This window comes from Paenibacillus sp. P13VS, assembly GCF_015143645.1.
Taxonomy (GTDB): domain Bacteria; phylum Bacillota; class Bacilli; order Paenibacillales; family Paenibacillaceae; genus Paenibacillus; species Paenibacillus xylanilyticus_A.
On sequence record NZ_WYEV01000001.1, the window covers coordinates 111578 to 138252 of the forward strand.

Here is a 26675-nt window from a genome sequence, read left to right on the forward strand (position 1 = left end):
CCGTCCAATGATAAAAAATCGGACAGGCATTTCTTATAATCCATTACACAATTATTTACGCCTTGCAAAATCAACAAATTTGAATTTGTCCGGACGGTGCCGGGATTCCGTAAACTGAAAAGGACTCGCATCCTCCAGGTAGACCTGGCTTCGTACAACGACCACATTGTGTAAGCCTTCCAGATCCATCAGTCTTCGATCTTCTTCGGTAGGCTCTTCCACCAAGATCTCTTTCTTGGCAAAAGAAATGGACAAACCGAGCTGATCCTCCATGTACTCATAAATGGAATCATTGCATATCTCTTTGGTTAATCCCGGGACAAGACGCTGACTGATATAGTCCTTGTCCAGAATGACACTTTCTCCATCCACATTTCTTACACGCACGATTTTCCACACTTGTTCGCCCATCCCAAATTGAATGGTTTTAAACAAGGCCTGATCAACCTTCAGTTCCTCTAATTCCTCAACATGCGTTCTGGCCCGCTGTCCCATTTTTTTGGCCAGTTCCTTGAAGCTGACCAGTCCCGAAATGGGAAAATCAATCTTGCGGATATCCAGTACAATGGATCCCTTGCCCTGAATTTTCTGAATGTAACCTTCTTCATACAGCATTTTTAATGCTTTGCGTATCGTCTCTCTGGACGTCTGATAGCTTTCGGACAAATCAAGCTCCGATGGCAGAAGCGAACCAGCCTCGATCTCTCCATTCCGAATATGAGCTGCGATATCTTCATAGATTCGGATAAACTTGTTATTCATCATTCATCACCATAGTTCATTACCCTTTTTATCATATTAGCAACCTATTATAGCATTATTGGCAGGGTTAATGCACTTGGTGGTTCTACCAGCACGGCTGATAAATAAAAGTTTACAAGGAGTGACTCAGAAACCACTTGTACAGGTCCGGATTGCTGTATGTCTCATCCCAAGCATTATGGTTCCCTTCCGGATAGACAGTCAGCTTCACGTTTGCCTCGATCGCTTCAAGGGCATCCACAATTCCTTGTGATTCCGAGAGAGGAACAACATCGTCCTTGGCACCGTGAAATGCCCAGATCGGCACATCACGCAAGGCTTCTGCTCTGGATGGATCGATTCCCCCGCACACGGGGGCTACAGCAGCAAATACATCGGGATAGTCGATGGGCAGATGCCAGGCCCCGTAACCTCCCATGCTTAATCCGGTAAGATATACTCTCTTCGGATCTGCAGGGTAGTTCTCCAGCACATGTTCAACAATGGCATGCAGAGCTTCCTTTTCCATGGCCCAGAATTCATCCTCCGGACATTGAGGCGATATGACGATAAAAGGAAAGCTATGATCCTGATCTACAATGTTCGGGAGTCCGTTTGCTTTCACCTTATTTAAATCACTGCCACGTTCGCCTGATCCGTGAAGAAACAGAATAACAGGCCACTTCTTATCTGCTGGCTGGTCTTCCGTAACCGGAATGTGCAGCAAGTAGTCCAATGTCAATGTTTTGGTTATTTCCTTGACGATTCGATGCCCCGTCTGGGTCATGACTGTCCCCTCACTTCTATTCTTTAATCTTTTTCAACGCTTCGTCCAGAGCTCCAACCACCTTGTCACACCAAGCATCAAATTCAGGATCTTCGGTTTGCAGCTCTGGATGATCCAGCATATAATGGATCGTTTTCCGTATTCCCTGATCCGCTCTCGTTGTTGCTACAAATTCAGGTACAAGCCTCTTCAGTTTGCTATTGTCAAATACAACCGTGTTGGCCTTATCTCCAAGCAAACCGCCGCGAAGGTCCTGATCACTGCATGCAGCCAAAAATTCCGAAGGGACATGAACCGCATTCAGCTTGACTCCAAGTACTCCTGCGATAATTTCATAGATCTGGTTCCACGTCACGGACTCGTCCGAGGTAATATGTACAGACTCACCAATGGCATGGATATTCCCCATAAGACCGATAAAACCTTTGGCAAAATCACTATTATGCGTAATCGTCCATAGCGACGTGCCGTCACCGTGAATGATTACAGGTTTGCCTTCACGAATCCGCTTGAGAACCTGCCAGCTTCCTTTGGCACCATGCACGCCCAGAGGCACTGACAGGTCACCATACGTATGGCTTGGACGTACAATCGTCACCGGAAAACCATGCTCCCGGTACTGCTTCATCAAATAGTCTTCACAAGCGATCTTATTGCGTGAATACTCCCAGTAGGGATTGGACAATGGTGTACCTTCCGTAATGCGATAGTCGGCAAGCGGTGTCTGATAGGCTGATGCCGAGCTTATAAATATGAATTGTTTGGTTTTGTCTTTAAATAAACGATAATCCCTCTCGAGCTGTGACGGGACAAAAGCTATAAAGTCTGCAACGACATCAAATTCAAGATCCGCAATGAGTTCTGCAACCCGTACTTCATCGTTGATGTCGGCCTGAAGCACATTGACTTCCGCGGGCAGATCATCATTACGATTGCCGCGATTGATCAAATAAAGCTCACACCCCTGACTGGCGAGCTGCTGCGTAATTGCTGTACTGATTGTACCCGTGCCTCCAATAAATAGCGCTTTCATATTAGGCCACCTCCAGATGAAATGTCTCACAAGTCCATGATAGCACGCATGCAAAAGAGGAGCAAAGCCAGCTTGTCACTGACTCTGCTCCTCACGTTTAAACGACCTTAATTGTTCCGTATATCATGTACATGCCGCAGTGAATTTCATATTCTCCAGGCTGCAAATTTTCATCAACGGTGTAGTAGTTGTCTCCTTTTTGCATGTACAAATCCATTCCCAGAGCTTGTGAACCAACCGATTTCACATGGGTGACTGACCGGGTAAGAATAAAATTAATTTTAGTGGGAACTCCGGCTTTAACTTCAATCACCCCAGGCTCGAACCCGTCATTACTCACATTCACATCAATGACTTCATATCCTTCCAATTCTTCAGCCGTCTTCGCTTGTGCTGTTACCGAACTTCCTGAACCGGGAGACATGTCCTTGCCCATGAAATAAACCAAAAATGATCCGAGTAATACAATAACAGCAAGGCCAAGCGTAAGCCACGGCCACATTTTCTTAATTGAGCTATTCATATCCGCATGCCTCTTTTCCTGAAATAAAAGTACAGCCTATATCATACCTTAACCCGCTGCAGAAGAAAATGGCTCCTATGGGCCATGTCAGATCATACTTAGCAAGTGAGGGCTGGATATCCAACTGAAAACTTCGTTTCATTAGAAAAAGCCTGATTACTCAGGCTTATCTACTAGTTTATATTTATATCCATGATAACTCTAGCGCATCCCCGGTGTACTGGGGTTCGTTAAGAGGAATACTGCGGAGCACTTCGACTCCGTTTCAGCCTCAGCTTATATAACTCTGGCAGTGCAACGCCGATCAGAACGATAATGACGCCAAACCACTGCCGTCCACTTACATGCTCATGAAGTACAATGGAAGATAACAACACCGCAACCGGAAGCTCTACTGCACCCAGAATGCCTGCCATATCGCCCCCAATATGAGGAACCCCAATGGCGAACAACACTGGCGGAATGAAAGCACCGAAGAAACCGAGCAGTAATCCGAACACAAGCAGCTGGCTCCAGATCAATCCGTTAAACAGGAAGGTCGGCGGGAACAGAATGCAGAGCAGAATCAAACCGCCGGTAACCATCCACGCGCTGCGAAAAGCAGGATGAGCTGACGGAACGGCTTTGCCGCTAAACAGTACAAACAGGGAATAACTCACTGCCGCCAACAGTCCGAGTGCAATACCCAGGCCGTTAAACTCGCTCAGTCCCTGCTCCAGGAACCCTGCTGCAAGGAGTGTACCTCCGAACAGGATAATCAGAGTTAGGAAGGTTACTTTGTCTGGACGTTGGCGTTTACTTACCGCCTGAATCAACACGCTAATCCAGGTAAACTGAAACAAGAGAATAATAGCGAGTGATGCGGGAATGTAACGTAATGACTGATAGTATACCAGACCGGTTATAACTGTTGGTGTTCCGGCAGCCATTAACAGCAGACGCTGCTTCCATGTCAGTCGCGTGAACACACTCGTCGCTGCCCCTGGTGTTTTGCTAGTTTGTGATCTGCGTTTTGTTTTAAATTTCGTATATAGTGCCAGCAACCAGGACAGGATGAACCCCGTCACCAGCTGTGAACCAACAACCTCTCCGAGTTGATATCCTTCACCGTATGCCAGCACAACTATAGTGGACAAGATGCCATAGCTCATCGCTCCAGCGAGAACGGACAAATAGTACTTCATTATGAATAAACCTCCTGATGATCGATAATACGTCCGCATGTCTAATCCATGCCAAGGTCACAACCTGCCATCCAAACGCAAAAAATCCTAACTTCGAGCAAGGAATACATGAAATTCCTGGCATCGTAGTTAGGAAGTATAGGCTTCCCGTAGAGACCCTCGCCCTGTGTACACTTTTGGCCTGCGAGGTTATACGAAATGAAGTATGCTTTTGTGATTGTGATGTTATATATGTGACGACTTTTCATATATTACATGGCAGGTGAGATGGTGTCAACCCCATCATTCCAATGAAAATGAAATTGGACAGCTATAAGTATCAAACGATATCATCCACGGTGTCATCTCATTCAGGAGATTCCCAAGCCAGCGTTTGTTCCAAACCCTCCTGTAAACCTTGCAGATCCAAACCGTCCACGGCAAAAGCTTCCCGGATCAATGCCGGGGCCACAAATTCATCATATTTGCCTAGATACGGGGCCTCGTCTTCCGCCAGCAGTCCTGAAGCATCCTCAACCGTCCGGCATTCGCTCATAATCTCTGCCAGAAGTGTTCGTGCATCCACTTTACCAGAGACGACAAAATAATAAGGCTCCATGGGCACGACGGAACGCAGCGCAAATCGATCGGACAGATTATGCTTCATCAATCGTTCCAGTGTTCGAAACGACTTACTTCCCACCCAAGGGAGAACGTACAGGGAATCACCGCCAGCCGGTATAACCACCTGCTTCAGCAATCCGCTCTCCCGTGCTAACCGGCGTGCACGCTCCAAACGATTCACCGCTTGTGGAGACAAATAAGGATAGATCACTGAATCCGACAGAACCTCACGCATTTTCTGAACGACCAGCGTATGAATGTCCCCCCCCGCTCCAAGCCACAGGGTGTCCACTTTGCCTTTAGCCGCCTTCACATATACGGCTTTGTATTTATGATCCACTTCTTCTACTTTCCACAGCTTTCCTGCAAGTGAAAAGCAATAGCCAGGCGGTGGAACTGTCGTAATCGAACCGATTTCCTCTGAACCATTCAGCACCTTGTGTTCCTCATCGTCTTTGAAAACCGCGTAAAATCGATAATTATTCACCGTTTTCTCGCCAGTTAGCCCAATGATTAAGGTCTGTTCTTCCGTCCACTGCAGATGATCGGTTTCAATCAGATAATTTAAGAACGTCTGGTACTGATCGGCCCGGATCTGACTGAACGGTGCAAGAGACAGAACGGCATACGCGAGCTCGCGTGGCTCTGCCTCCCCCATGCTTTTCAGCATGCTCATCGTCTGATGGTAGAGAACGCCCATTGGCATTTTGCGAGCCTCAAGCGGTTCGACCCATTTGGTCTTCACATACAGCTCTATGACAGCAATGGCACGAAGCAGCGTCCATGGCATTCGAGCTGGAAGCTGCGCTTCTTCATCCTCTTCTTCCGGACAAACGAATAACATTTCCGAAGCCATGTCATCCCGTCTTCCTGACCTTCCGAGACGCTGGACAAAACTCGAAGCGCTGTAAGGGGCACCGAGCTGCACTACCCGTTCCAATTCACCAAGGTCAATCCCCAGTTCCAATGTTACCGTAGCCGCAGCTACGGCCGGACCCACCCCGGTCCGCAGGGCCGCCTCCGTCTCTTCGCGAAGCATGGCTGATATGCTTCCGTGATGTACATGAAATACATCCCTTTCTTCCCGCCGTACAGCAACTCTTCTCATTTCAAGGATGGTCACTTCGGCATCCGTTCGGCTATTGGTGAAGATTAGCGCCTTTTTGCGATGGGTGCTCTCATAGATGAAATCATAATAGGCTTTGCGTGCGTTGTGCAGATGTTCGGCCTGCTCCTCATCCCGGGCATCCGGAAAAGAGAAATGCTCCACCCGCAGGCGCAGCTTGCGGCCGCCTGGAGAAGACACGACATCTACCCCTTCCTGTGTTCCTGCCGCTAGCCATGAAGTTGCTGCCTCATAATCACTCAGCGTCGCAGATAATCCAACTCTGCGGGGTCTGCAGCCAGCCATCCGTTCAATCCGGGCCAGTTCACTTAATACCTGAATTCCCCGATCTGCTCCCATAAAAGCATGGACCTCATCAATAATAACGTACCGCAAATCATGAAACAGCGCTGGTATGGCATTGGGACGGTTCATGAGCAAACCCTCGAGCGATTCCGGTGTGATCTGGAGCACGCCGGACGGATTACGCACCAAACGTGTTTTTTCTGCTTGAGGCACATCCCCGTGCCAGTGCCACACCGGTATGTTGCCCTCAGATAGCAGATCCTTCAGCCGCTCGAATTGATCATTGATCAGTGCCTTAAGAGGTCCGATGTACAGAATGCCCACCGATTTGGAAGGACGCTCATATAACTCCGTCAATGCTGGAAAAAAGGCTGCTTCCGTCTTGCCTGAAGCTGTTCCTGCCGCGATCAGCATATGATGCGGGGTATCGAAACAAATATGACAAGCCTCAATCTGTGCAGGGCGGAGCGAGTCCCATCTTTTTTTATAAATAAATTCCTGGACAAAAGGCGCCAGTCTGTAAAAAGGATTGTCGCTCATAATTCAAATTCCGCCAGAAAATCGTCCATCTCATCCGGAGCAGAACATGCTTCCGTTCCTTTACCGCCATCCTGTGGCCCGACTGCCCGCTCACCAAGCAATTGGGCATAGGTCACTTCCGGATTCTGGTGGAGCGTGTGCAGTACGTCCATAAAATCACGCACTACTTCACGGGTGGTTAACAGCTCATCGGCCCCGAGACGGTTCACCGCCGTTTGCATGAAATCAACCAGATCTTCATCTGTCAAGCTGGCACGGTAACCAAAATGAAAGGCATGAATCTGACGCAGCTTCTGCAGCAGGATGAGAATTTCTTCATGGGATAACATCGCAAGCTTCAGAATAGGTCCTGTGTAATTCGCATATTCTCTCGCAGCATAACGACCATCGATCAGTCTGGAACGAAGCGCCTCATAACTAAACAATCCGCGTCGCTCATCCTCTACAAATTGGGGCGTACCGCCAACAAAGATGCCGAGGTGCTCCGCCTTGCCCTGCATCGTGTCATTAAACATGGTCAGCAATTTCTCATAATTGCTTTGCCGAGAGATGCTATTTGTGATTTTGTACAGATTCACCGCTTCATCAATAAAGAGCAGCAACCCTTTATAACCTATACGCGCCGTAAACTCCGACCATAATTTGAAATAATCATACCAGTTGTCATCATCGATGATCACACCGACAGCAAGTTCCTGTTTGGCTTCTGTCTTGGTGGCATATTCCCCTCTGAGCCAGCGAAGCGCAGCCTGTTTGCGATCATCATCTCCCAGCTTATATCCATTCCAGTACGAAGCAAGAACTTTGGCAAAATCAAAGCCGTGCACCAGGTTCTGCATTTCGTTCGTGACCGCGTAAATCTGCTTTTCCACCTCGGACGGCAGAGCAGGGTCATCCGGTCGCAAGCCCTGGTTCTGCATTGTTTGCTGCTGCAGGGCAGCAATCCACTTTTGCAGGATCGGTTCAAGTGCTCCGCCATCCGGACGTGTGCGCGTGGACAGTCGGGTCATCAGTTCTCGGTACGTTGCGAGTCCCTGACCTTTGGTACCAACCAATCTTCGCTCTGGGGACAGGTCTGCATCTGCTACAACGAACTCCCGGTCCATCGCATAGTTGCGAATCATCTGTAAAAGAAAGCTTTTCCCGCTGCCGTACCTTCCTGTAATCAGTTTAAATGCAGCTCCGCCTTCGGCAATATTATCCAAATCACGCAATATCGCGTCCACTTCAGGCTTGCGGCCGACGGCAATCTGCTCCAGTCCAATTCGCGGCACCACACCTGCTGTCAATGAATTCACCAGCGCGGTGGTCAGCCGTTTCGGTATTTTTAGTTCTGTCACTGTCCTCTCACCTCTTCACATGTTCAAATACATTCATATATTCAGAAACAATCCGGTCACTGTCGATCAGCAGGTCGCCAATGGTTTCCATGGCCAGATCGTTAATTTCATCAAGCAGAAGTGCAGGCATTGTTCCATATCGTTCAGCCACACGGTTCAGTTCAGTATCCGGTTCCTCGCCGAGCAGAGCATGAATGGCCAGCACATGCTGAGGAGCAAGCTGGTCCGCCAAGTGGAACCACTCGTCATCCACATCCCCGGCAATCGCTTCCTCCCAGTGCAAACCGACTGGCGTATCATTCGTTGCGACGGCTTCGGAACGTTCAACTAAAGCCTCATCAGCCTCTGATTCGAGAGAATGATCCTGTTTCAGTTCAGTCGTGAATTTCACGATGTCGTTCGCTTCTTCCTCAATGTCAGTCTGGTGTTCTAAGGGAGTCGCTTCCTGTCCACTGTCCACATCTTCCTCAATCGTTAAAGCCTGGCGGACATATTCGCTCTCCTGCTGTAATGCCGTCAGTTTCTCCGCATCAATTCGAATGATTGGTTTCACGGCAGCTTCTGCTTGTCTAGCAGCATATACCTTGTCCAAATACCGTTCGATCAAGCCTGCGAGTTCAGGTTCCAGAGTCTTTCCACGCAATCGGCCTCTGAAACCGAGCAGTTCCCGGCACTTATTCTCGGTACATCGAAAAATGCGTGTAACCAACTGAACAAAATCCGAATTTTCTCCAACCGGAACATAGAACAAGGGAACCGTTTTCCCATAGAGGGTATCGTCATACACCGCTTTACGAAAGAGCACCCGCTCCGTTGTTCTCGGCTTATCCTGTATAAACTGGTCCGCGATCCCTGCCTGACGTGTGCGCAGCAGATAGGAATCAACGAGCACCATAACCTTGGGAATAACCTCTTCCAGAACCTCCTGGCCGCCATCCCTATAAAATTTGCTGAGCGTAATGTCATAGTCATAATATCGCCGCAGCAGATTCAACGAAACGTCGGAGATTCGATTCTGCAAAATCCGCTGCATCTCCATATCCTGTATCTCAGCGGGAAGATATCCGCTTGAAATGTTCAGAATCTCGGACAACGGCATATCCAGTTGATGAACCAGCGTGTAATCCACGAGCCATTCCTGCATATACATGTCCAGCTGCGGATTCCGGGCACGGTAATGTATCCATAACTGTTTCAGTTGATCGAAGCCCGCTTGAGGATCACTCCACCCTACTCCGTTAATCAATTCATACGTATGAACGAATACGTAGGATAGATCTGTATTCGGGAAACGTCCTTGCCTTACTTCCGACCTCCAGTACAAGTACCACTCGCGCTGGGACTCGTTCATGACACCATAAGTCGGCCAGTAGCTCATGAAGGGAACAAACGGAGCAGGATCTCCCTCCATTTCTTCAAGCTGCCGCGCCTCTTCCACGAATCGCTTCTCCGAAGACAATATGCTCCCGCGTGCCTGGCTTGAATGAAATGGCCTGTGGGGAATGGTCGAACGTTCAGGCACCGGAACAGCCGAAGCTCCTGGTTCTTCGGTCAGATCAATCTCCATAAATTCCAACTGTCTTGAATGGTCTTTCATTGAAACTGTTTCACCATCCTCCATAAATCATAATGCGAACAAGTGTATCCATATGCCTCATTATAGCACTTGTCCTGTGACAATGGCGATGAGATTGCATTTTTCAATAAAAGAAAGAATGGCGCTCAAACTGGTCTCCAGTTCAAACGCCACCCTATCATTGATCCACAGCCTTGATAAAATGAGTTGTTGATTCGTTATGGATATCAGACCATAGTGATCCGATTTTTCCCTTCATTCTTCGATTGAAGCAGAGCCTGCGTTGCCTTTTCAATTAAACCAGACACGGCCAGACTCTCTTCAGGCACCATGACAGCACCGCCCACACTGACGGTAACGACTTCATGCGGGCTGGACGGGTCCCGCTGAATTTGCAGAGCAAGCACATGCTGCCTGATCTCTTCTGCAAGCTGGTCAGCCTGTTCTGACGTTGTACCCTTGAGTTTCAGCATGAACGTTCCTCCGCGCAGGCGGGAGATCAGTGCTTCATTCTGCTCACTAACGACAGCCAGCACTTCGCCTATCCATTGCAGGCAGAGGTCTCCGCCCTGAAGACCGTAGGTAGCGTTGTAGGATCGGAAATCGTCGATATCAATAATCAGCAGTCCCAGACTGCATTTTTCCTGCAAACACGCATCCCAATCTTCCTGAAGCTGCGATTTAAATATGGATTGAATCGGCATCTCCGTTAATGGATCTGTATTAAGATAGTTTTGCAGCTGATTGGTTGTCTCCGTATAACCTTCCTGCTCGTGGTTGGATACTCCACTGTTGAGAACGACCATGACCGAAGGTTTGCCTGCGTGCGTCACCGAAGCAAGTGTAACTTCCAGGAGCAGGGAAGCTCCTGCAGCTGTTGTGAAGTAGGACTGATGCGTGTACAAACGAGTATCCTCCAATTGGAGCTCTTCCAGATGCTGCTGCAAGACGGATCTTGCATTATCCGGCACGAATTGGCTGAAGTCCATGCCGTTCAGAGGCTTCGAGTTTTCATAACCCAGCAGTTCTGCCGCCCTGTTGTTGCAATAAATAATTTTGCCATCCGTCAACGTAAAGAAGGCTACAGGTGAGAACTCCATCAGCTGCAAATAGCGTTGTTCATTTTGCCGCAAAATTCGTGCGTTTTGCAGTGCCTGCTCTTCGGCCTGAACAAGCTGATTTTCCGTTTGACGACGAACAATGCTTTTGAGCAGAGGCAGCACACTCAATTCTTTTGTTGTCCAAGGATAGGAAGTGGATTGTACAACCTCTCGCCACTTCTCAAACGATTTACGCGGAGAGAGACGCACTCCGTCATCGGTTTTAAGTACAGCTTTGGCCGGGTCCCCTGCCCAATCGACAAGCTGAATCACCTCAGGCCGGAACCAGATCATATAATGATGCTGCCCGGGTGAGATCGCTACATAGATTACGCCAGACACTTTCTCCTTGTAGGCTAACGCAGGTCCGTACTCCAAACTCAGCTTGGATGTATGGTAACTATAGTCCTCTGATTTACCCGCAAGCCAAGCGGCAAGCTCACGCACTTGTTCACGTGTCGGTGTATCCCCATACAACATTAACTTGTCCTGGTAGCAGATGGCCGCCCCGGAAGCACTCATAAGACCAAGTAACGTTTGCTCTTCACTCTGAAGCTCTTCCATAATTCTGGCAGGGCTGGTATTCCCGATAAATATGCTCGAAATCCGGGAAGCAGCTTCCCGCGACCTGATCTCTGCCTGATATTCGTCCAGCTGTTGACGCTGGAACAATTCGCTGGAGAAAAACGCACCGAGGAAGTTGCATAAGTTCCGTACACGATGTGGTACATATCTGGCCGAATAATGATGGCATGTAATGAGGCCCCACAGTTGATTGTCATGGATCAGAGAGATCGTTACTGTCGCTCCAACGCCCATGTTCTGTAAATATTCAATATGCAGTGGCGATACACTGCGCAGGACCGAAAGACTTAGATTGAGCGGTTTACCCGTTAAGGGCTGCAATGTAGGGATGATCTCTACAGGTTTGTAATTGACATTAACGATGGTACGCAGCCAGTTCCGCAAATACAATTCACGTGCCTGTTTAGGAATATCCGAAGCCGGATAATGATGTCCGAGAAATGGTTCCAGCTGTTCCTCACGCGCTTCGGCAATGACCTTTCCGTTCCATTGCTCGTCAAATTCATAAATCATGACCCGGTCATAACCAAGCATTTCCTTCACTTGCTCCGCTGCAATCTGACTGGCCTCAATTCGGCTGTCCGTGCTCTTGATCCTTCCGAAAAAGCGTGAGATCCACTCAAAATCATTGCCTTCCATCGTTCTGCTCTCATTGAAAGGCTCCATCTCCAGTATGAGCAACCCTTCGCTCTCATGGATCACCGACGTGAACATCTGATCATGTCCAGCGATGTTGATAGTAATATCCATATATTGCAGATCTGAGGTAACTGAAGCACTGAAGCTGCGTGCGAGAATCTGGTGAAGACTCTCTCTGCCAATCAGATTTTCGAGAGGCAGACCGAGCACTTTATCGGTTTCAAGGCCGAGCAGCTCTTCTGTATTCTGACTGCATTGTACAATGGTAGGGACACTCTGGGTATTCACAGCCAGTAGTACACCATGAGGCTGAATGAAGCCGGGAATATGAATCGGTTCTTTATCACAATTGTTGAGATCTATCGGATCATTGGTGTACGTACCTTGATGAAGCAGCGTACGGTTCAGCAAATTATTATCTTTCCTCGACTTCGATTCGGCCATGGACTGAAAAAACCCCTCTCATATATTTCAATATATACCAACATTAAAAGGATTCTTTCATTGCAAGTATTTGCTAATTACATTACAAGTTTATATATCTCATTTCGTATTAATCCATTGGTCAAGCAGCCGGAAAGTTTCCGAAGCCGTATGAACCATTTCATTTTGATCTTCCTCGCTCTTAGCGAATTGAACCAGCTGTGCCATGAATTTTGCCCATCTTGTTCTGGTTTCCGAACCATAAGCATTGAAATATTCAAGTCCATGGCCCGCTTCAATCGGCAAAAACTGAGAAAGACGTTTGGTTATGATCTGCCCTCCGTTAGTAGACCCTTCAATGACGTACAGATACCCGAACAATCGTTCAGGCGAAGATATATCCGGCAATTCCTCACATCTTGGCAGCTGCTTGATCTCTTCATCACTGGAACCTAAATTACGCAGGTCGTTTTCAAGCAAAATGGCTTTGCCCCGGATCCCGTAATCAAGCCCTGTATTCGCCCAAAACGGCTGCTGAAGAGCATGTTCTTCCAATGGTTTCAAAAAACCGTAAAATTTCGCTAAGTATTCCTTATACTCTTCTAAGCTCACGGTTTGATTCATAATAGCCTTCGCATAGTCGTTCTGTTCCACTTGTCTGTGATAGTGCGCTGTCTCACTCTTCAGACGTTCCATAATGGTACTTGCTGTCATGTAATCACACCTTTCTCTACTTCCTTTATCATAATTCAAACCAAACAAGAATCACATGTTCAGTGCAGGTTGTAATGGATGCCTTTCTTAATCCAGATAAAGATTCTATGTTAGTATACTTTTTCTCGCAGAAGAAAACTACTTGTACCCAGAACCGTTACGTTTAGAGCGTTTTATAGGGTTGTTAATGTACGTTCCCTCTCGTATGTATAGTTCATTCTCCTTACATTACGAGGTAAATAGACCCCACCATCACGTTTGCATGAAGCCAGCAATAACGTAAACCCGCTATTAACATTGTCAATCTAGCAGTGTAATACACGTGCTATTAAGCAGCAAGTCTACAATGGTTAATGCTGACATTTCATCAAAATGATACACTGAGGATATATTCTGTCATTGGAGGTATCGTATTCATGGAGGTACGTGTTCAAGAAATAATCGATCATTTGACTGCTCAAGTTGAATTGCAGGATAACACGGTGGATCAGTTAATTAGCGGATCGATGGATCAGCTCGTCACGGGTGTCGTTGTTGCATTCATGCCCACTCAGCAGGTCATTGAACGTGCAGTACAACAGGGAGCCAACCTGATCATTGCCCATGAGCCCCCCTTCTATAACCACCATAGTCATACGGATTGGCTAACCGAGGATCCTGTCTATCAGACCAAGCGTAACCTCATTGATGAAGCTGGAATTGCCATTTATCGCTGTCATGATTCCATTCACCAAGTTCAACCCGACGGCATCACCGAAGGTTTAGTTGAAGCATTAGGATGGACATCCTTCCTTGAGCAAAGGAAGCCGGAAGCAGATATTCTTTCCTTTGATCCAGGTATGACCGTTCAGCAAATTGCAGAACATATCAAACATACCCTTCAGATTGAATATGTGCGCGTTGCCGGTAACTTGGAGATGACTTGTCAGCGTGCAGCTGTGTTGGTCGGTTTTCGCGGTAATGGGAATCTAACGATCCCCCTGCTGCATAACGAACGATTGAACCTGATTATTGCAGGAGAGGGCTTCGAATGGGAAACACCGGAATACATACGTGATGCTGTACAACAAGGCAGGCAGCAGGCTCTTATCATGATCGGTCATGCCGAAAGTGAGTCTTCGGGGATGAAACTCCTTGCCAAGAGGCTGGATCAAGCCTATCCTGAATTAACTGTAACCTTTGTTGGAGAACAGCCTATATATAACGTGCTTTAATTGATTTTGACTTGATCGCCGCCCTCTGCAAAGAGGGTTTCTTTTTATTTTCCTGCAAAAGATTTTTAGCTGCTGTCTGACTGATTGAGTTTAGATTGTACGATTTCTACTTTGCTCACATGTGGATTTTTATGCTCCAATGTTGTACGCTGATGGCTATGGTTTTGGAGTTCAGGACATTTGTCCTTGGCGTTCGGGGCACTTCTATCATTTAATAGAAGTCGAAGTAACACAGTGATAAGGAGCGTACAGCATGAAAGGAATTATTTTTGCATTACTCGGCGGTGCCTGCATTACGCTGCAAGGTGTGGCCAACACCCGAATTAGTACGGACATGGGTACATGGCAAGCCGCCACCATTACACAGTTTACCGGCTTTATCTTGGCAGCCATCATTCTGATGTTTGTCCGGGATGTCAATCTTCAGGGATTAAAACAAGTCAAACCGCTATATCTCGCCGGAGGAGCTTTCGGTGCGGTTATTATTTTCAGTGAAGTGTCTGCCATTCAACAAATTGGGGTTACCTTCACCATCTCTGCCCTGCTGATTGCACAGCTGTTCCTGACTTTTCTGGTCGACAGCAACGGGTGGTTTGGTGTTGTGAAGCAGAAGATGAAGCTGCCGCAATTTCTAGGCATAGCACTCATGATTACGGGTGTTATTATTATGAAACTATAGTTTTTTTAGTTTGCACAAGAACAGGTCGGGGGCGAAGTACTTTATGGAAGAAGTCCATGATGAAAATCAATTGTTGCACCACTTGAAGCAGTACCAGCTCGAAACCGTATTCCCCGAGCCCCTGCGTCCATTGATGACCATATGTCATTTTGAAAAATGTGAATTGATCTGCTGCCAAGGCGAAGCATCCGAATTCTTATATGTGCTGGTTGAAGGCAAAATCAAGATTTTTACGACGTCTGCCCAGGACAAAACACTCGTGCTCTGCTTCAAAACCCCACTTGAAGTTGTTGGGGACGTGGAGTATGTCCGGGAAAGTCATATCATCAATACCGTTCAGGCTGTCACACCTGTAGTCATGCTGCGTATCCACTACCGGCATCTGGCCGAACATACAGGCGACTATGCCCCTTTGCTCAAATTCTTGCTGAAGATCATTTCTCATAAGTTCTACATCGATTCAAACTTCTCAAGCTTCAACCTGATGTACCCGGTTGAGGTGCGGTTAGCCAGCTACCTGCTGTCCATCTCCACCGAGGAAGCAGGTGCGGTCGTACATGAGGGGCTGGATTCGTTCAATCTGACGGACATTGCCAATCTGATCGGCACAAGCTATCGGCATCTAAATCGGGTCATTCAGAAGCTATGTACGGACGGGTTCATTGAACGCAACCAAGGTTTTATTCAGGTCAAGGATCGAGCCGGTTTGCGTCAAATTGCAGGTCACAACATCTATGAATAAGGAGATTACAGCTCATGATTGTTACGGGTATTTTGCTCGCATTACTTGCAGGTTCACTCGTCAGTCTGCAAACCGTTTTTAATAGTAAAGTCAATGAAAAGACCGGGTCATGGTCCACGACAACGATGGTACTTTTCACCGGATTTCTTGCCTCATTCCTGATTTCGCTGCTGGTGGAAGGCAAAAACACGTTTAGTTTCCAGCATATGCAGCCATGGTACTGGGTAAGTGGTGCAATCGGGGTAGGTGTCGTATTCTGTCTCGTTCAGGGCATGAAGCTGCTCGGGCCTACCTTTGCCATCTCCATTGTCCTGACCTCCCAGCTGAGTTTTGCTCTCTTGTTTGATTCGATGGGTTGGCTTGGGCTGGAGAAGATCCCCTTCTCCTGGAATCAGCTGCTCGGGGTGCTTGTCATCGTGGGGGGAATTGTACTGTTCAAATTTGGCGGCAGTAAAAGCAATACAGCGGAGAAACCTCGCCGTGCTCTGCGGTCTGATTCATAATTACACATGTAAAAAAAGAGTGTCTGGCCATCAGCAAGATGGATTGGACACTCTTTTTCTTATAGGCTTAAGGTATGCATGCAAGTAATCTTATACAAATTCTACGTTGTGGTACACTTGCTGAACATCTTCAAGGTCTTCCAGGGCATCAATCAGTTTTTCGAATTGAGCCTGTGCATCCTCAGGAAGTTCAATATGGTTTTGCGCCAGCATTGTCAGCTCGGCTACAGTGAACTCGGTAACACCAGCAGCTTTGAAAGCTTCCTGTACGGCATGGAATTGGTCTGGCTCCGCGTAAACAATCACGGATTCATCCTCATCCACGATATCCCGTACATCCACGTCTGCTTCGAGCAGGATTTCCAGTACTTCTTCAGAGTTTTTACCCTCTACGCCGATGACCGCAGTTGGATCAAACATGTAAGCAACCGAACCGCTGACACCCATGTTCCCGCCGTTTTTGTTGAATGCGGAGCGAACTTCAGGCGCAGTCCGGTTCACATTGTTGGTGAGTGCATCCACGATGACCATCGCACCATTTGGTCCGAAGCCTTCATAACGCAGCTCTTCATAGTTCTCGTCCCCGCTGCCTTTAGCCTTTTCCATCGCGCGATCGATAATCGCTTTTGGTACGTTATACGTTTTCGCACGTTCCAGCACGACTTTCAGTGCGCGGTTTGCCTCCGGGTCTGGTTCACCCTTCTTGGCAGCTACATAAATCTCAACGCCGAACTTGGCATAAACCCGGCTTGTATTTGCATCTTTTGAAGCTTTTTTTTCCTTAATATTATTCCACTTACGACCCATATCGTTTCCGCTCACTTTCAACATGTAATCTGCATTCTACCTAGTTATTATATCTTGTTGAGACTGCTTCAACAAGTTCAGTATGACGAAATAATGGTAATGTTTCATAGCAAACGGTTATCAGATGAAGTCTGAAACGTCATTCGGCCTTTCATTAACCGTTCGGCTCTCTCCCAAATATACTTCGATTTCCTAATGTATTACGAGCTTCGACGAATACCAGTTCAATCAACGAATCTAGCACAAAGAGCATTCCCGCAGGAATGCTCTTCTAACGAACGCAATTCAATCAGGCATGAAACTGCTGGCCGTCCAGCACTTCAGGCACATAACCGGCACGAATAACAAAATCACCGAAATGTTCCCCTTCATGACGTTCTCTCGCATACTGATGCACCATCGGAGTCAACGTATCCAGGATCTCTGCTTCACCAATATTTTCTTTGTAAAGCTTGTTCAGACGATGACCCGTAAAACTGCCGCCCAGATACATATTGTATTTACCCGGAGCCTTCCCGATAAATGAAACCTCGGCGAGCATTGGGCGCGCACAACCATTCGGGCATCCAGTCATACGAATGACGATCTCTTCGTCTCTCAGCCCTGCTTCATCCAAAACAGGTTCCAGCTTGTCGATCAGGGACGGCAGGTAGCGCTCAGACTCTGCCATGGCCAGACCACAGGTAGGAAGTGCCACACACGCCATGGAGCTCCGGCGCAGAGCCGAATAGTGAGCGCCATCCGTAAGATTATACTGCTGAATCAGTGCTTCGATTTTTTTCTTCTTCTGACTGCTGATGTTCCCGATAATCAGGTTTTGGTTGGCTGTCAGCCGGAAATCGCCGTTATGAATCTTCGCAATTTCACGCAATCCCGTCATAAGCGGATAGCCGTCGATATCTTTTACCCGTCCGTTTTGGATAAACAACGTATAATGCCATTTACCATTGCTGCCTTTGACCCAGCCGTAACGATCTCCGTTATGATCAAAATGGTAAGCACGCGCTGCTTCCAAGCTCCAGCCCAGGCGGTTCGTCAACTCGTCTACGAACCAGGCGAGCCCGCGGTCATCGATGGTATATTTGAAACGTGCGTGCTTGCGTACGGCACGATCTCCATAGTCCCGCTGAATCATGACCGTTTTCTCCGCAACATCAATCATTTGCTCCGGTGTGCAGAAGCCGATGACTTTGGATACTTGTGGGTATGTCTTCGGATCACCATGCGACATCCCCATTCCGCCGCCGACCGACACGTTGAATCCCTGCAGCTTGCCGTTCTCGACGATGGCGATAAATCCAAGATCCTGTGAGAATACATCGACATCATTGGATGGAGGAACCGCAATCCCGATCTTGAACTTCCGCGGCAAATATACTTTGCCGTAGATTGGTTCCACTTCCTCGTCACTCGCTCCGGTATCGATGACTTTCTCTCCATCCAGCCACAACTCATGATATGCGCGAGTACGTGGATCCAGATGGTTGCTCACCTGACAAGCCCACTCATACACTTCTGCGTGCACATCCGACTGATTCGGGTTCGGATTACACATCACGTTCCGGTTCACGTCTCCACATGCTGCAAGTGTGCTCAGCAGGGAATCGTTCACCTCACGAATCGTGTTTTTGAGATCCCATTTCAGTACACCATGAAGCTGGAAAGACTGACGTGTAGTCAAGCGAATGGTTCCGTTCGCATATTTATGGGCGACTCGGTCCATCATGAGCCATTGCTCAGGAGTTACAATTCCGCCCGCAGCTCGTACACGCAGCATGAACTGGTAGGCTGGCTCAAGCTTCGACTTGTTTCGTTCGTTGCGCAGATCACGATCATCCTGCATATAGCTTCCGTGATGCTTCATCAGCCGGTTGTCATCCTCCGGAATCGAACCGCTAATGCGGTCCGCCAGTGTTTCGGTGAGACTGCCGCGCAAGTAATTACTTTTGATCTTTATATCTTCCACATCACTATTGGCGCGCTGCGGATTCAGTAAGTTATTATAAGCCATGCTGCTTTCTCCTCTCGTCTCTGCGGGTGTTTTCATCCGGTATTTCCGAATTAATACACGTCCCGCTGATAACGTTTTTCCTGTTGCAACCTAGTCAGATACTCCGAGGCCTGCTCAGAAGTCAAACCGCCCTCTTGTTCAAGAATGGTAGCAAGTGCGCCATGAACATCATGTGCCATTTTCTTCTCATCACCGCACACATAGATGACTGCGCCCTCCTGAAGCCATTGATACAGCTCTTTGCTGTTCTCCAGCATCCGGTGCTGAACATATACCTTATGCTCCGTATCCCGAGAGAAGGCCACATCCATCTTGGTGAGAACGCCATCTTTGAGCCAGCGCTGCCATTCCGTTTGATATAGGAAATCCGTGAGGAAATGTTGATCCCCGTAAAACAACCACGTTTTGCCCTGCGCACCCGTTTCTTCACGCTCACCCAGGAACGATCTGAATGGGGCTACTCCCGTTCCAGGACCTATCATGATGATTGGAGCATCCGGGTTCTCCGGCAATTTGAAGTTCGGGTTATGCTGAATGTACACGGGTAGGCTGTCTCCTGCCTCAATCCGCTCTGCGAGATGAACTGAACAAACTCCATAACGCTCTCTTCCGCGCGCTTCGTAACGCACCGTACGCACCGTAAGATGTACTTCATCCGGGAATGATTTCGAACTGCTGGCGATGGAATATAAGCGTGCAGGGATTTTACGAAGAACGGCAACAAATTCTCCCGCCGGTATGCCCTTCAGATTATAATCCTGTACCAGATCGAGCAGATCACAGCTGTTCATAACATTGCGGAACTCGGCGTCATTTGCAAGCAAATCGGCAAGTCCACTGTCAGGACTTAGTTTTGCAAGCTCCTGGACTACGGGTTTGGTCACAGCAGTAATTTCGAAATAGCGCAGCAACGCTTCATATACCGATACCTGCTCACCGGATTTGTTCACCGTTACACGTTCATCGGCATTCCATCCCATGGCTGAAATCAGCTCATCTACCAGGCGAGGATGATTTTCCGGGAATACACCCAGGCTGTCTCCCGGCTCGTAGTCCAGGTTGGAACCTTCCAGGGACAATTCGATATGACGAGTCTCCCGGTCTGATCCCCTGCCGTTCAGATTAAGATTCTCCAGCACTTCTGCCTTGAATGGGTTGGTCCGATTGTATTCGGATTCCCCGCCACTCACCGCAGCGACAACAGCTTCGCTGGATAGGGTGCCCGCCGTCGCTGGCGTGCTGCTAAGGGAGGCAAGAACGTCATTCATCCATTCCGCAGCCGCTTCGTCAAAATCAACGTCACAGTCTACACGAGGAACAATTGGCGTACCACCAAGCTCCTGCAGACGCTGGTCGAAATCCTTGCCAGTTTGGCAGAAGAACTCGTACGACGTATCGCCCAGCGCCAGCACGGAATATTTTAATCCATCAAGCTTCGGAGCGCGTTTGCTGTTCAGGAACTCATGAAGCGGAATCGCATTATCCGGCGGTTCGCCTTCACCGTGAGTACTGACAACAATGAGCAGATTCTCAATTTTTTTCAGTCCGTTCGGTTTGAAATCTCCCATGGATGATAACGTCACCTGAAGACCTTGCTCTTCCAATTTTTTAGCCAGCTTCTTCGATAATCCGCTAGAGTTCCCTGTTTGGGATCCGTAGAGTACCGTCACTTCCCGGGAAGCTGGAGGTACACTGACAGCCGCTACCGCTTCCGCCTGTACGTTCGGTGCTGCACCTGTTCCGGCCGCTACCGCTGCGATCCCTTGAATAGCTGTTAAATATCCGCTAAGCCAAGTCTTTTGTGAACCGTTCAATGTAGGAATAAGACGGTTGAGCAGCTCAACCTGTTCCTGATTAAATGGGCTGTTTGTCACTTGAAGTTCCACCATTTGCCACCTCGCGCATTGCTTCAATTTTAATTCCTACTAAAATGATCAAATTTAATTCTACTCTCTAGAACCTAACACACCGGGTGTTGGGGGTCAATTTCAATCATTTTATAACATTTATCAGTTTCGCTGATAAAGGAACAATATGAACGAACTCACTTCATTTATGGTCAAGCAAAAAAAGCTTACTAAGACCATTAATCCAGGTCTTAGTAAGCCTTCTCTTCTTCTACTTCATTATATTGTTTTCGTCAGTTGGGCCACACCAATTTGTCCATCATTGCGTACACAAGCGCAGCCGATTCAGCACGGGTCGCTTCGGCAAGCGGCTTGACCTCGCCGTTGTACCCGCTAACGATACCCAGATCCACTAAAATGGCCACACTGTCCCGAGCATATGAACGGATTACAGAAGCGTCGCGGAAGCGAGCGAGGTTATCCGTGGAAACCGATTCGGGTTCGACGAATCCTGCAACCTGCAGTGCTCTTACCGTCAGCGTGATCATTTCCTGACGGGTGATGGTGGCTTCGGGCTTAAATTGCCCATCTCCCGAGCCGTCAGTAATGCCAAGCGAACGAGCGGCATTAACAGCTTCGTAATACGAAGCGTCAGTACTTACATCCGAGAACGGAATGGAAGACGCACCATTCAAGCCGAGTGCTGTAATCAGCCACTGCACGTATTGACCGCGCGTCATCTCCTGTTTCGGATGTAATTGACGTTCGCTGCCGTTTTCAGCTGCATCCACGATGTCGCGGACAGCCAGTGCCTCCAATGCATTCTTGGCCCATGGCACATCGGCAATATCTGTGAATTTCTGCTGCACAGATACGGCTGCATAATTTCCTGCTGCCGACGATACAGGGAATGCTACCTCCCTCTTCTCTTGATCGTAACGGCTTTTCGGCAACGGAGTTGCCACATGGCTCGCATTTAACGCGAACGCTACGATTCGATCTCGCTCTGCACCTGACAGCGGTAGGTAAGGCAGGTGAAGCTTCAGCCCATGTGTATCTGGCCAAGCATCGCCATCCATAACGAGTTCAAGGCGTACTCCATGCTGCGTTCCGAGTTGATCTGCGACTGTTTTTGGCAGCTCCATGCGAATGAATCGTACCTTAGCCAGTTCGTGGCCTGCCAAGTCTTCTGTTGACAGTGTCGCAGGAAGTTCTAGTGTTCCCAGTTCCGTAACGATTTGGAATACGCGCGATTCACCTTGGTCAGCCAATGCCGAGGCTGGCAGGGACACTTCATAAGTGCTTGCACCTGAGACAGGTTTCTGCCGAAGTTCAACCTGACGGAGACCCGTGCCTGCAAGAGGCGCAGCTTGCAAGGCTTCTTGGATTACAGAAGCATCCACTTTCGTCTGCACAATCCCATCCTAATCTGTCACCCCTTGTAACTCAAGAATGGAACGATCTTTTTGTGATTCAGGTTTTGGCGAAGAATTCCCTGGTGTTGGAGTACCAGACCCCGGTTGTCCTCCGGAATTGCTCGAGCCTCCATTAGAACTTCCACCTGAACCATCGGAGCCGGATCCGCCCGGGGAAGGCGTATACCCAGGTACGTGCACCGTTAACGGCTGGGTCATGGCTTTGCTGTCATCCGAGGTTCGAGTGACCTCCAGTTCCAATGTTACCGCAGTTTCCTTGGATGGCGGCACGATTGTTCCATCGGTTTGAATGACGGACGGTAACGAGCTTGCAGCGATCTTTACTGTAAAGCCTTGCGGTACGACCGGCAGTTTTAACTGCTTGGCACCTGCAGAAGGCTGCTCCAAGGTTGTAATGCGTGCAGCCACATCAGCAGCAGCCTCTTCAGCGGTACGCACTAGATAAGCAGTAGATAAACCGCGAATGGTGCGCCCCGAAGCGTCAAAGGCCTCCACTTTATAATAGTAATCCGTGCCAAGACGCAGCCCGCTGTCGGTGTATTCCCGAAGACTACCGCTGTAAACGACATTATACTCCCCCTGTTCCTTGTTCGAACGGTAGAGCTTGTAGCTTGCTGCACCTAGCTGGGCATCCCAGCGAAGCGTAACACTCGCTGCATCGGCTATTTCAGCATTCAGCCCGGCCGTGTTATCCCTCGGTGGTGGTGCATCCGGCTTGGCGATGACGATCCAGCTGATAAGCGGGTCCTGTGATGCCGTATTGCGCACCGTCAGTTCAAGCTTATTCTCCGTAACGGCAATACCTGTATGAGATCTGACATTAGCAGGCGTATACGTCACCGGCCCCGTGTTATTGCCGTTAATCAGGAAGTTTGCTCTGCGGGACGTATTGGTCCACGGATCGTTAAATCCTGCGTACACATCATAAGTTCCATTCGGCACTTCAAAGGTATAGGTAAGATCGCTGCCCTTGGGTGAATTGCTCACATTGCCACCGTTCAAATAACGCACGGTAGAGTAGATATCCCCGCCAGCTGAACCGGATGGCAGTGCATCAGCACTAAGATATCCCCAATTTCGTCCTTCTGCCGGGGCATACTGCTGGTCAGCCGTTCCCGGATTGACTAGCGAACCTTTCATATATTCACCCATTAGTTTGTAATCAGCCGTTTCATAGCCTCCGCTGTTCACGAAATAAAGTGCGTTCTCCGGTATGACATATACACGAACTGCCTGTTTTTTGTTGCCGTACTCCGGTGTCGTTACCTGCAGCGTGACCGGTCCCGGTTTGGCAAAATCACCTGCAGTCATCGCCCGGTTATCCACTGTCCATACTGCTGGTGTTGGCACAAGCGACCCTCCATCCCGCACGTTCACTGTTGCTGGCAGAGAAGGCACTTTCCCGAGAGGCACAGCCTCAGGCAGCGGGTCGGCGATGTCCACCTTGCCCATGGAATTCAGCAGATCAGGGGTCCAGCTGTCGTGCCATCGAATTGCAATATCGGAGCCCATGCCAAACTCAATCGGCAAGAACACGTATTTAGCTCCATCATTGGAGAAATTACCGCCGTTCCACGTATCCCCCACATAAATGAATTTCCCTTTTTCCGGGTCAACAGGAATGACGGATGTAGTCTGCGTGCCGAATGCCTTGCCTGGATCAGGATCGCTCGGCAGTGTACGTATGAATGGATTCGTCATTGTGGACCATGGACCAAAAATGTTATCCGCCACAGTTACCTTGTTTTCGTTCGGGGACCATCCTGACGCACCGGAGGTCAAAATGTAATATTTGCCTTGATATTTAAACACGGCGGGTGCCTCGCGTTGTCCACCCGGGAATACTCTCACGTAATCGACACCATATTCCGCCTGATAGGTGGAGTCTCGTACCGGATTGCCATTCTCATCCGTGAGACCTTGCTTATGCCAACCTGTCACATCGCTGTAATCTTCGTTCAATTTGGAAATATACAGGGTCAGATTTTCCTCACTGGAATAGATCAGGTATGCCGTACCGTCATCGTCCTTGAATAATGTCATGTCACGTGCCATGCCCCGATCGCTTGGAAAGTAATCTTTCTCCCCTTCAGGAGCTCTGTCCATCCGGTAGCTCTTCTGGTAAACGAACGGCCCTGTTGGCGAATCGCTAATGGCATAACCAGCCTGTGCTTTTCCGTAATTGGCACTATTGTTGTAGGGATCCTTGTCTCCATCCATGTGAGCCCACATGACGTACTTTTTAGTTTTGTCGTTATAGATCACCTTCGGACGTTCAATAATCCGCCCTCTACGGATATCGGCCCAAATGTCCACTCTATCTTCACGCCCGGCATACAATTCGGAAATAAGCGCATCATTCTCGAAATCATCCATGGACTGAATCATCGTGAGTGCCATGCCTTCATCCGTCCAGTTCAGCAGATCTGTCGATGAATACACGCGGATGCCAACGGCCGGCCAGCCTCCCGTATGATATTCCCCATACCAGTAGTACTTTTCTGTCTGCTCATCGTAGAAAAAGCCCGCCCCATGGGCATCGATGGGCTTACCGCCAAGATCCGGCCATAACTGGCCCGGTGTAAAGCTCGTGCGTATTGTGGCAGCACTCAGCGGTGCAGATGCAGGAGAAGGAACACCATCCACAGTTGCCTGAAGAACATAATAATATCCTGTGCCCATTGTCAGGCCGCTATCGTTAAACGTGTCAGCCCCGCCGCTATAGACCTCTTGATACGTCCCGCCTGCACTCGTGGATCTGGATACGGAATAGGTCACATCCGAGCCGGGGAGCGCATTCCACCCAAGGGTAATCGACGTACTGGTCACGTCCGAAACGGTAAATTCGGCTGGGGAATCCATCAGGTACGTTGTTACCTCTGCAGCTGCGTATTCGGACTCTCCGGCTGCATTGTACGCCGTTACGCGATAGCTGTAGCCTTGGCCGGATGCAAGACCTTGGTCTGTGTAAGTGAGTGCCTGGCCTTCGTACACCTGCTCATACTGCTCACTGCCCGCCTCTGAACGGACGATACGGTATCCGGTTGCCTTATCCACAGCTGGCCAAGACAATTTCACACTGGATGTATTCAGGGCCAGAGCTTTCAATTCTCCTGGAGCCTGCGGTGCGGTTGCTGCTGTCCGAACCTCGAGTGGTGCCGACCATAACGATTCCGTCATTCCCCCGTATTCATAGGCGAGCTTGTAATAATAGACCGTATCGGTGATTAAATCATCGTCTACATAACCCAGGGATTCGGTATCCGCCACCAAGGAATATCCCGCTTCTGGCGAGGTGGAACGATACAGGCGATAGCTGATCGCACCTGCTGTCTCGTTCCACTGCAGTGAAACCGAGGATGACGTCTGCCCATCGGCTGTGAGTACAGCATCATTTCCTGGCGGCGGCTCGGCGATGATTACGTCATCTGCATGAACAGATTGCCAGCGATTTCGTATGCCGATGCTGCCTTGACTGAATGTCGTATCGTTCAGATCGAATACCAAGCGATTTGCTCCGTTTTCGACGATGTACCCGCGAATGGAAGGTCCTGACAGCACGATTTTCAGGGTATACCATGTGTGTTTGGCAAAAGAATAATCCACTGACTTTAAGGGTGTATCCGCTCCATTCACCCGCTTGGAAAAAACGAGTTTATTGGCTGGAACCTGCATTTGAAAATAATAAAAATTGCTCTTATCCTGAAACCGCGGCAGTATTCCCGGATGTCCCTGACCATCACCTGTGTAAAAGCGCATGGATACGGTCATGTCGGACATAATGTCGCCGGTGGAGATAATACCTTCCCCGGTATCGCTCTGAAAAAGCGTCTGGTTCGATGCGTCTGCAGGATCTGAGCTTACCTCCCATAGACCTGAGCTTACGTTCCATGCGGGTGAAGCCGAGTAATCCCCATCCGAAAAATCGTCCTGCAGCAGTGTAACAGGCATGCTGTAAGGATCAGCATATGTCTTGCCTGGCAGCATCAAAGGTCCGGAAGATAACACGAGCGTAGCAGATAACATGAATATGAGCGGCTTTCTGAGTTTATCCAATATCCATTCTCTCCTTTGCCTCGGAAAATGAAAGCATGGTCCTGATCACACGGTGCTGTTATTAGGCGTTACCTGTGTATCCAGCGCGCAGTAAGCGTTTCACCTCCTTCGTTTAATGAAATCGGTTTCATTGGAGGGCAAAAAAAGACCTGTCTCCCCCGCTAAGTGCAATGATCCCAAT

At 48.7% G+C, this 26675-nt stretch carries 19 protein-coding genes; 4 read left to right on the forward strand and 15 right to left on the reverse strand.

All coding sequences use genetic code 11. The features are described 5' to 3' along the window. Window positions 1–51: 51 nt before the first annotated feature. The 10 genes from treR to GUA98_RS00495 all read right to left on the reverse strand — a co-directional run bounded on the left by treR (window position 52) and on the right by GUA98_RS00495 (window position 13199). Complete coding sequence (treR, locus tag GUA98_RS00450; RefSeq protein ID WP_193721721.1) at window positions 52–762, reverse strand: trehalose operon repressor; 711 nt, start codon at window positions 760–762, stop codon at window positions 52–54. Between the two features lie 112 nt (window positions 763–874). Continuing rightward, window positions 875–1528 carry a prolyl oligopeptidase family serine peptidase gene (locus tag GUA98_RS00455; protein WP_193721722.1) on the reverse strand — a complete coding sequence of 218 codons (654 nt, stop codon included), beginning with the start codon at window positions 1526–1528 and terminating at the stop codon, window positions 875–877. Between the two features lie 16 nt (window positions 1529–1544). Further along, the gene (locus GUA98_RS00460; RefSeq protein ID WP_153978240.1) at window positions 1545–2561 is read right to left on the reverse strand and encodes an SDR family oxidoreductase; all 1017 of its coding nucleotides are present in this window, start codon (window positions 2559–2561) and stop codon (window positions 1545–1547) included. A 97-nt stretch (window positions 2562–2658) separates the two neighbouring features. Then, complete coding sequence (locus GUA98_RS00465; protein ID WP_193721723.1) at window positions 2659–3084, reverse strand: cupredoxin domain-containing protein; 426 nt, start codon at window positions 3082–3084, stop codon at window positions 2659–2661. Window positions 3085–3314: 230 nt separating this feature from the next. Further along, window positions 3315–4268, reverse strand: a complete 954-nt coding sequence (locus GUA98_RS00470; protein WP_193721724.1) for an EamA family transporter — start codon at window positions 4266–4268, stop codon at window positions 3315–3317. Between the two features lie 346 nt (window positions 4269–4614). Then, complete coding sequence (locus GUA98_RS00475) at window positions 4615–6822, reverse strand: DEAD/DEAH box helicase (RefSeq protein WP_193721725.1); 2208 nt, start codon at window positions 6820–6822, stop codon at window positions 4615–4617. After that, window positions 6819–8162 carry an ATP-binding protein gene (locus GUA98_RS00480; RefSeq protein ID WP_193721726.1) on the reverse strand — a complete coding sequence of 448 codons (1344 nt, stop codon included), beginning with the start codon at window positions 8160–8162 and terminating at the stop codon, window positions 6819–6821. The genes GUA98_RS00475 and GUA98_RS00480 overlap by 4 nt, the downstream gene beginning before the upstream one ends. Window positions 8163–8169: 7 nt before the next feature. Then, window positions 8170–9759, reverse strand: a complete 1590-nt coding sequence (locus GUA98_RS00485; protein ID WP_193721727.1) for a TerB N-terminal domain-containing protein — start codon at window positions 9757–9759, stop codon at window positions 8170–8172. 206 nt (window positions 9760–9965) lie between these two features. Continuing rightward, window positions 9966–12506 (reverse strand): diguanylate cyclase domain-containing protein, encoded by a 2541-nt coding sequence (locus GUA98_RS00490; protein WP_193721728.1) that lies wholly within the window; start codon window positions 12504–12506, stop codon window positions 9966–9968. A 99-nt stretch (window positions 12507–12605) separates the two neighbouring features. Further along, entirely contained in the window at window positions 12606–13199 is a 594-nt protein-coding gene (locus GUA98_RS00495; RefSeq protein WP_193721729.1) for a biliverdin-producing heme oxygenase, read from the reverse strand. A gap of 416 nt (window positions 13200–13615) precedes the next feature. Here GUA98_RS00495 and GUA98_RS00500 point away from each other — a divergent pair, with 416 nt between their 5' ends. The 4 genes from GUA98_RS00500 to GUA98_RS00515 all read left to right on the forward strand — a co-directional run bounded on the left by GUA98_RS00500 (window position 13616) and on the right by GUA98_RS00515 (window position 16337). After that, the gene (locus tag GUA98_RS00500; RefSeq protein WP_193721730.1) at window positions 13616–14413 is read left to right on the forward strand and encodes a Nif3-like dinuclear metal center hexameric protein; all 798 of its coding nucleotides are present in this window, start codon (window positions 13616–13618) and stop codon (window positions 14411–14413) included. Window positions 14414–14666: 253 nt separating this feature from the next. Further along, window positions 14667–15092: a DMT family transporter gene (locus GUA98_RS00505; RefSeq protein ID WP_110822416.1), complete on the forward strand. Its 426-nt coding sequence runs from the start codon at window positions 14667–14669 to the stop codon at window positions 15090–15092. Between the two features lie 43 nt (window positions 15093–15135). Further along, on the forward strand, window positions 15136–15834 hold the full coding sequence (locus tag GUA98_RS00510) for a Crp/Fnr family transcriptional regulator (RefSeq protein ID WP_193721731.1): 699 nt from the start codon (window positions 15136–15138) through the stop codon (window positions 15832–15834). A 17-nt stretch (window positions 15835–15851) separates the two neighbouring features. Beyond that, window positions 15852–16337 (forward strand): DMT family transporter, encoded by a 486-nt coding sequence (locus GUA98_RS00515; protein ID WP_193721808.1) that lies wholly within the window; start codon window positions 15852–15854, stop codon window positions 16335–16337. A 90-nt stretch (window positions 16338–16427) separates the two neighbouring features. Here GUA98_RS00515 and GUA98_RS00520 read toward each other — a convergent pair whose 3' ends face one another. The 5 genes from GUA98_RS00520 to GUA98_RS00540 form a co-directional block, all read right to left on the reverse strand. Further along, complete coding sequence (locus tag GUA98_RS00520; protein WP_095287765.1) at window positions 16428–17144, reverse strand: YebC/PmpR family DNA-binding transcriptional regulator; 717 nt, start codon at window positions 17142–17144, stop codon at window positions 16428–16430. 289 nt (window positions 17145–17433) lie between these two features. Further along, on the reverse strand, window positions 17434–19155 hold the full coding sequence (gene cysI, locus GUA98_RS00525) for an assimilatory sulfite reductase (NADPH) hemoprotein subunit (RefSeq protein WP_193721732.1): 1722 nt from the start codon (window positions 19153–19155) through the stop codon (window positions 17434–17436). A 50-nt stretch (window positions 19156–19205) separates the two neighbouring features. Continuing rightward, entirely contained in the window at window positions 19206–21041 is a 1836-nt protein-coding gene (locus GUA98_RS00530; protein ID WP_193721733.1) for an assimilatory sulfite reductase (NADPH) flavoprotein subunit, read from the reverse strand. Window positions 21042–21295: 254 nt separating this feature from the next. After that, on the reverse strand, window positions 21296–22417 hold the full coding sequence (locus GUA98_RS00535) for an S-layer homology domain-containing protein (protein WP_193721734.1): 1122 nt from the start codon (window positions 22415–22417) through the stop codon (window positions 21296–21298). 9 nt (window positions 22418–22426) lie between these two features. After that, window positions 22427–26494, reverse strand: a complete 4068-nt coding sequence (locus tag GUA98_RS00540) for a fibronectin type III domain-containing protein (RefSeq protein ID WP_193721735.1) — start codon at window positions 26492–26494, stop codon at window positions 22427–22429. Window positions 26495–26675: the final 181 nt, after the last annotated feature.

Coding starts and splice junctions, on each gene's coding strand:
- cysI (WP_193721732.1), bottom strand. CDS start 19,155: ATGGCTTATAATAACTTACTGAATCCGCAGCGCGCCAATAGTGATGTG.
- GUA98_RS00455 (WP_193721722.1), bottom strand. CDS start 1,528: ATGACCCAGACGGGGCATCGAATCGTCAAGGAAATAACCAAAACATTG.
- GUA98_RS00510 (WP_193721731.1), top strand. CDS start 15,136: ATGGAAGAAGTCCATGATGAAAATCAATTGTTGCACCACTTGAAGCAG.
- treR (WP_193721721.1), bottom strand. CDS start 762: ATGAATAACAAGTTTATCCGAATCTATGAAGATATCGCAGCTCATATT.
- GUA98_RS00520 (WP_095287765.1), bottom strand. CDS start 17,144: ATGGGTCGTAAGTGGAATAATATTAAGGAAAAAAAAGCTTCAAAAGAT.
- GUA98_RS00470 (WP_193721724.1), bottom strand. CDS start 4,268: ATGAAGTACTATTTGTCCGTTCTCGCTGGAGCGATGAGCTATGGCATC.
- GUA98_RS00475 (WP_193721725.1), bottom strand. CDS start 6,822: ATGAGCGACAATCCTTTTTACAGACTGGCGCCTTTTGTCCAGGAATTT.
- GUA98_RS00500 (WP_193721730.1), top strand. CDS start 13,616: ATGGAGGTACGTGTTCAAGAAATAATCGATCATTTGACTGCTCAAGTT.
- GUA98_RS00505 (WP_110822416.1), top strand. CDS start 14,667: ATGAAAGGAATTATTTTTGCATTACTCGGCGGTGCCTGCATTACGCTG.
- GUA98_RS00460 (WP_153978240.1), bottom strand. CDS start 2,561: ATGAAAGCGCTATTTATTGGAGGCACGGGTACAATCAGTACAGCAATT.
- GUA98_RS00490 (WP_193721728.1), bottom strand. CDS start 12,506: ATGGCCGAATCGAAGTCGAGGAAAGATAATAATTTGCTGAACCGTACG.
- GUA98_RS00465 (WP_193721723.1), bottom strand. CDS start 3,084: ATGAATAGCTCAATTAAGAAAATGTGGCCGTGGCTTACGCTTGGCCTT.
- GUA98_RS00495 (WP_193721729.1), bottom strand. CDS start 13,199: ATGACAGCAAGTACCATTATGGAACGTCTGAAGAGTGAGACAGCGCAC.
- GUA98_RS00485 (WP_193721727.1), bottom strand. CDS start 9,759: ATGAAAGACCATTCAAGACAGTTGGAATTTATGGAGATTGATCTGACC.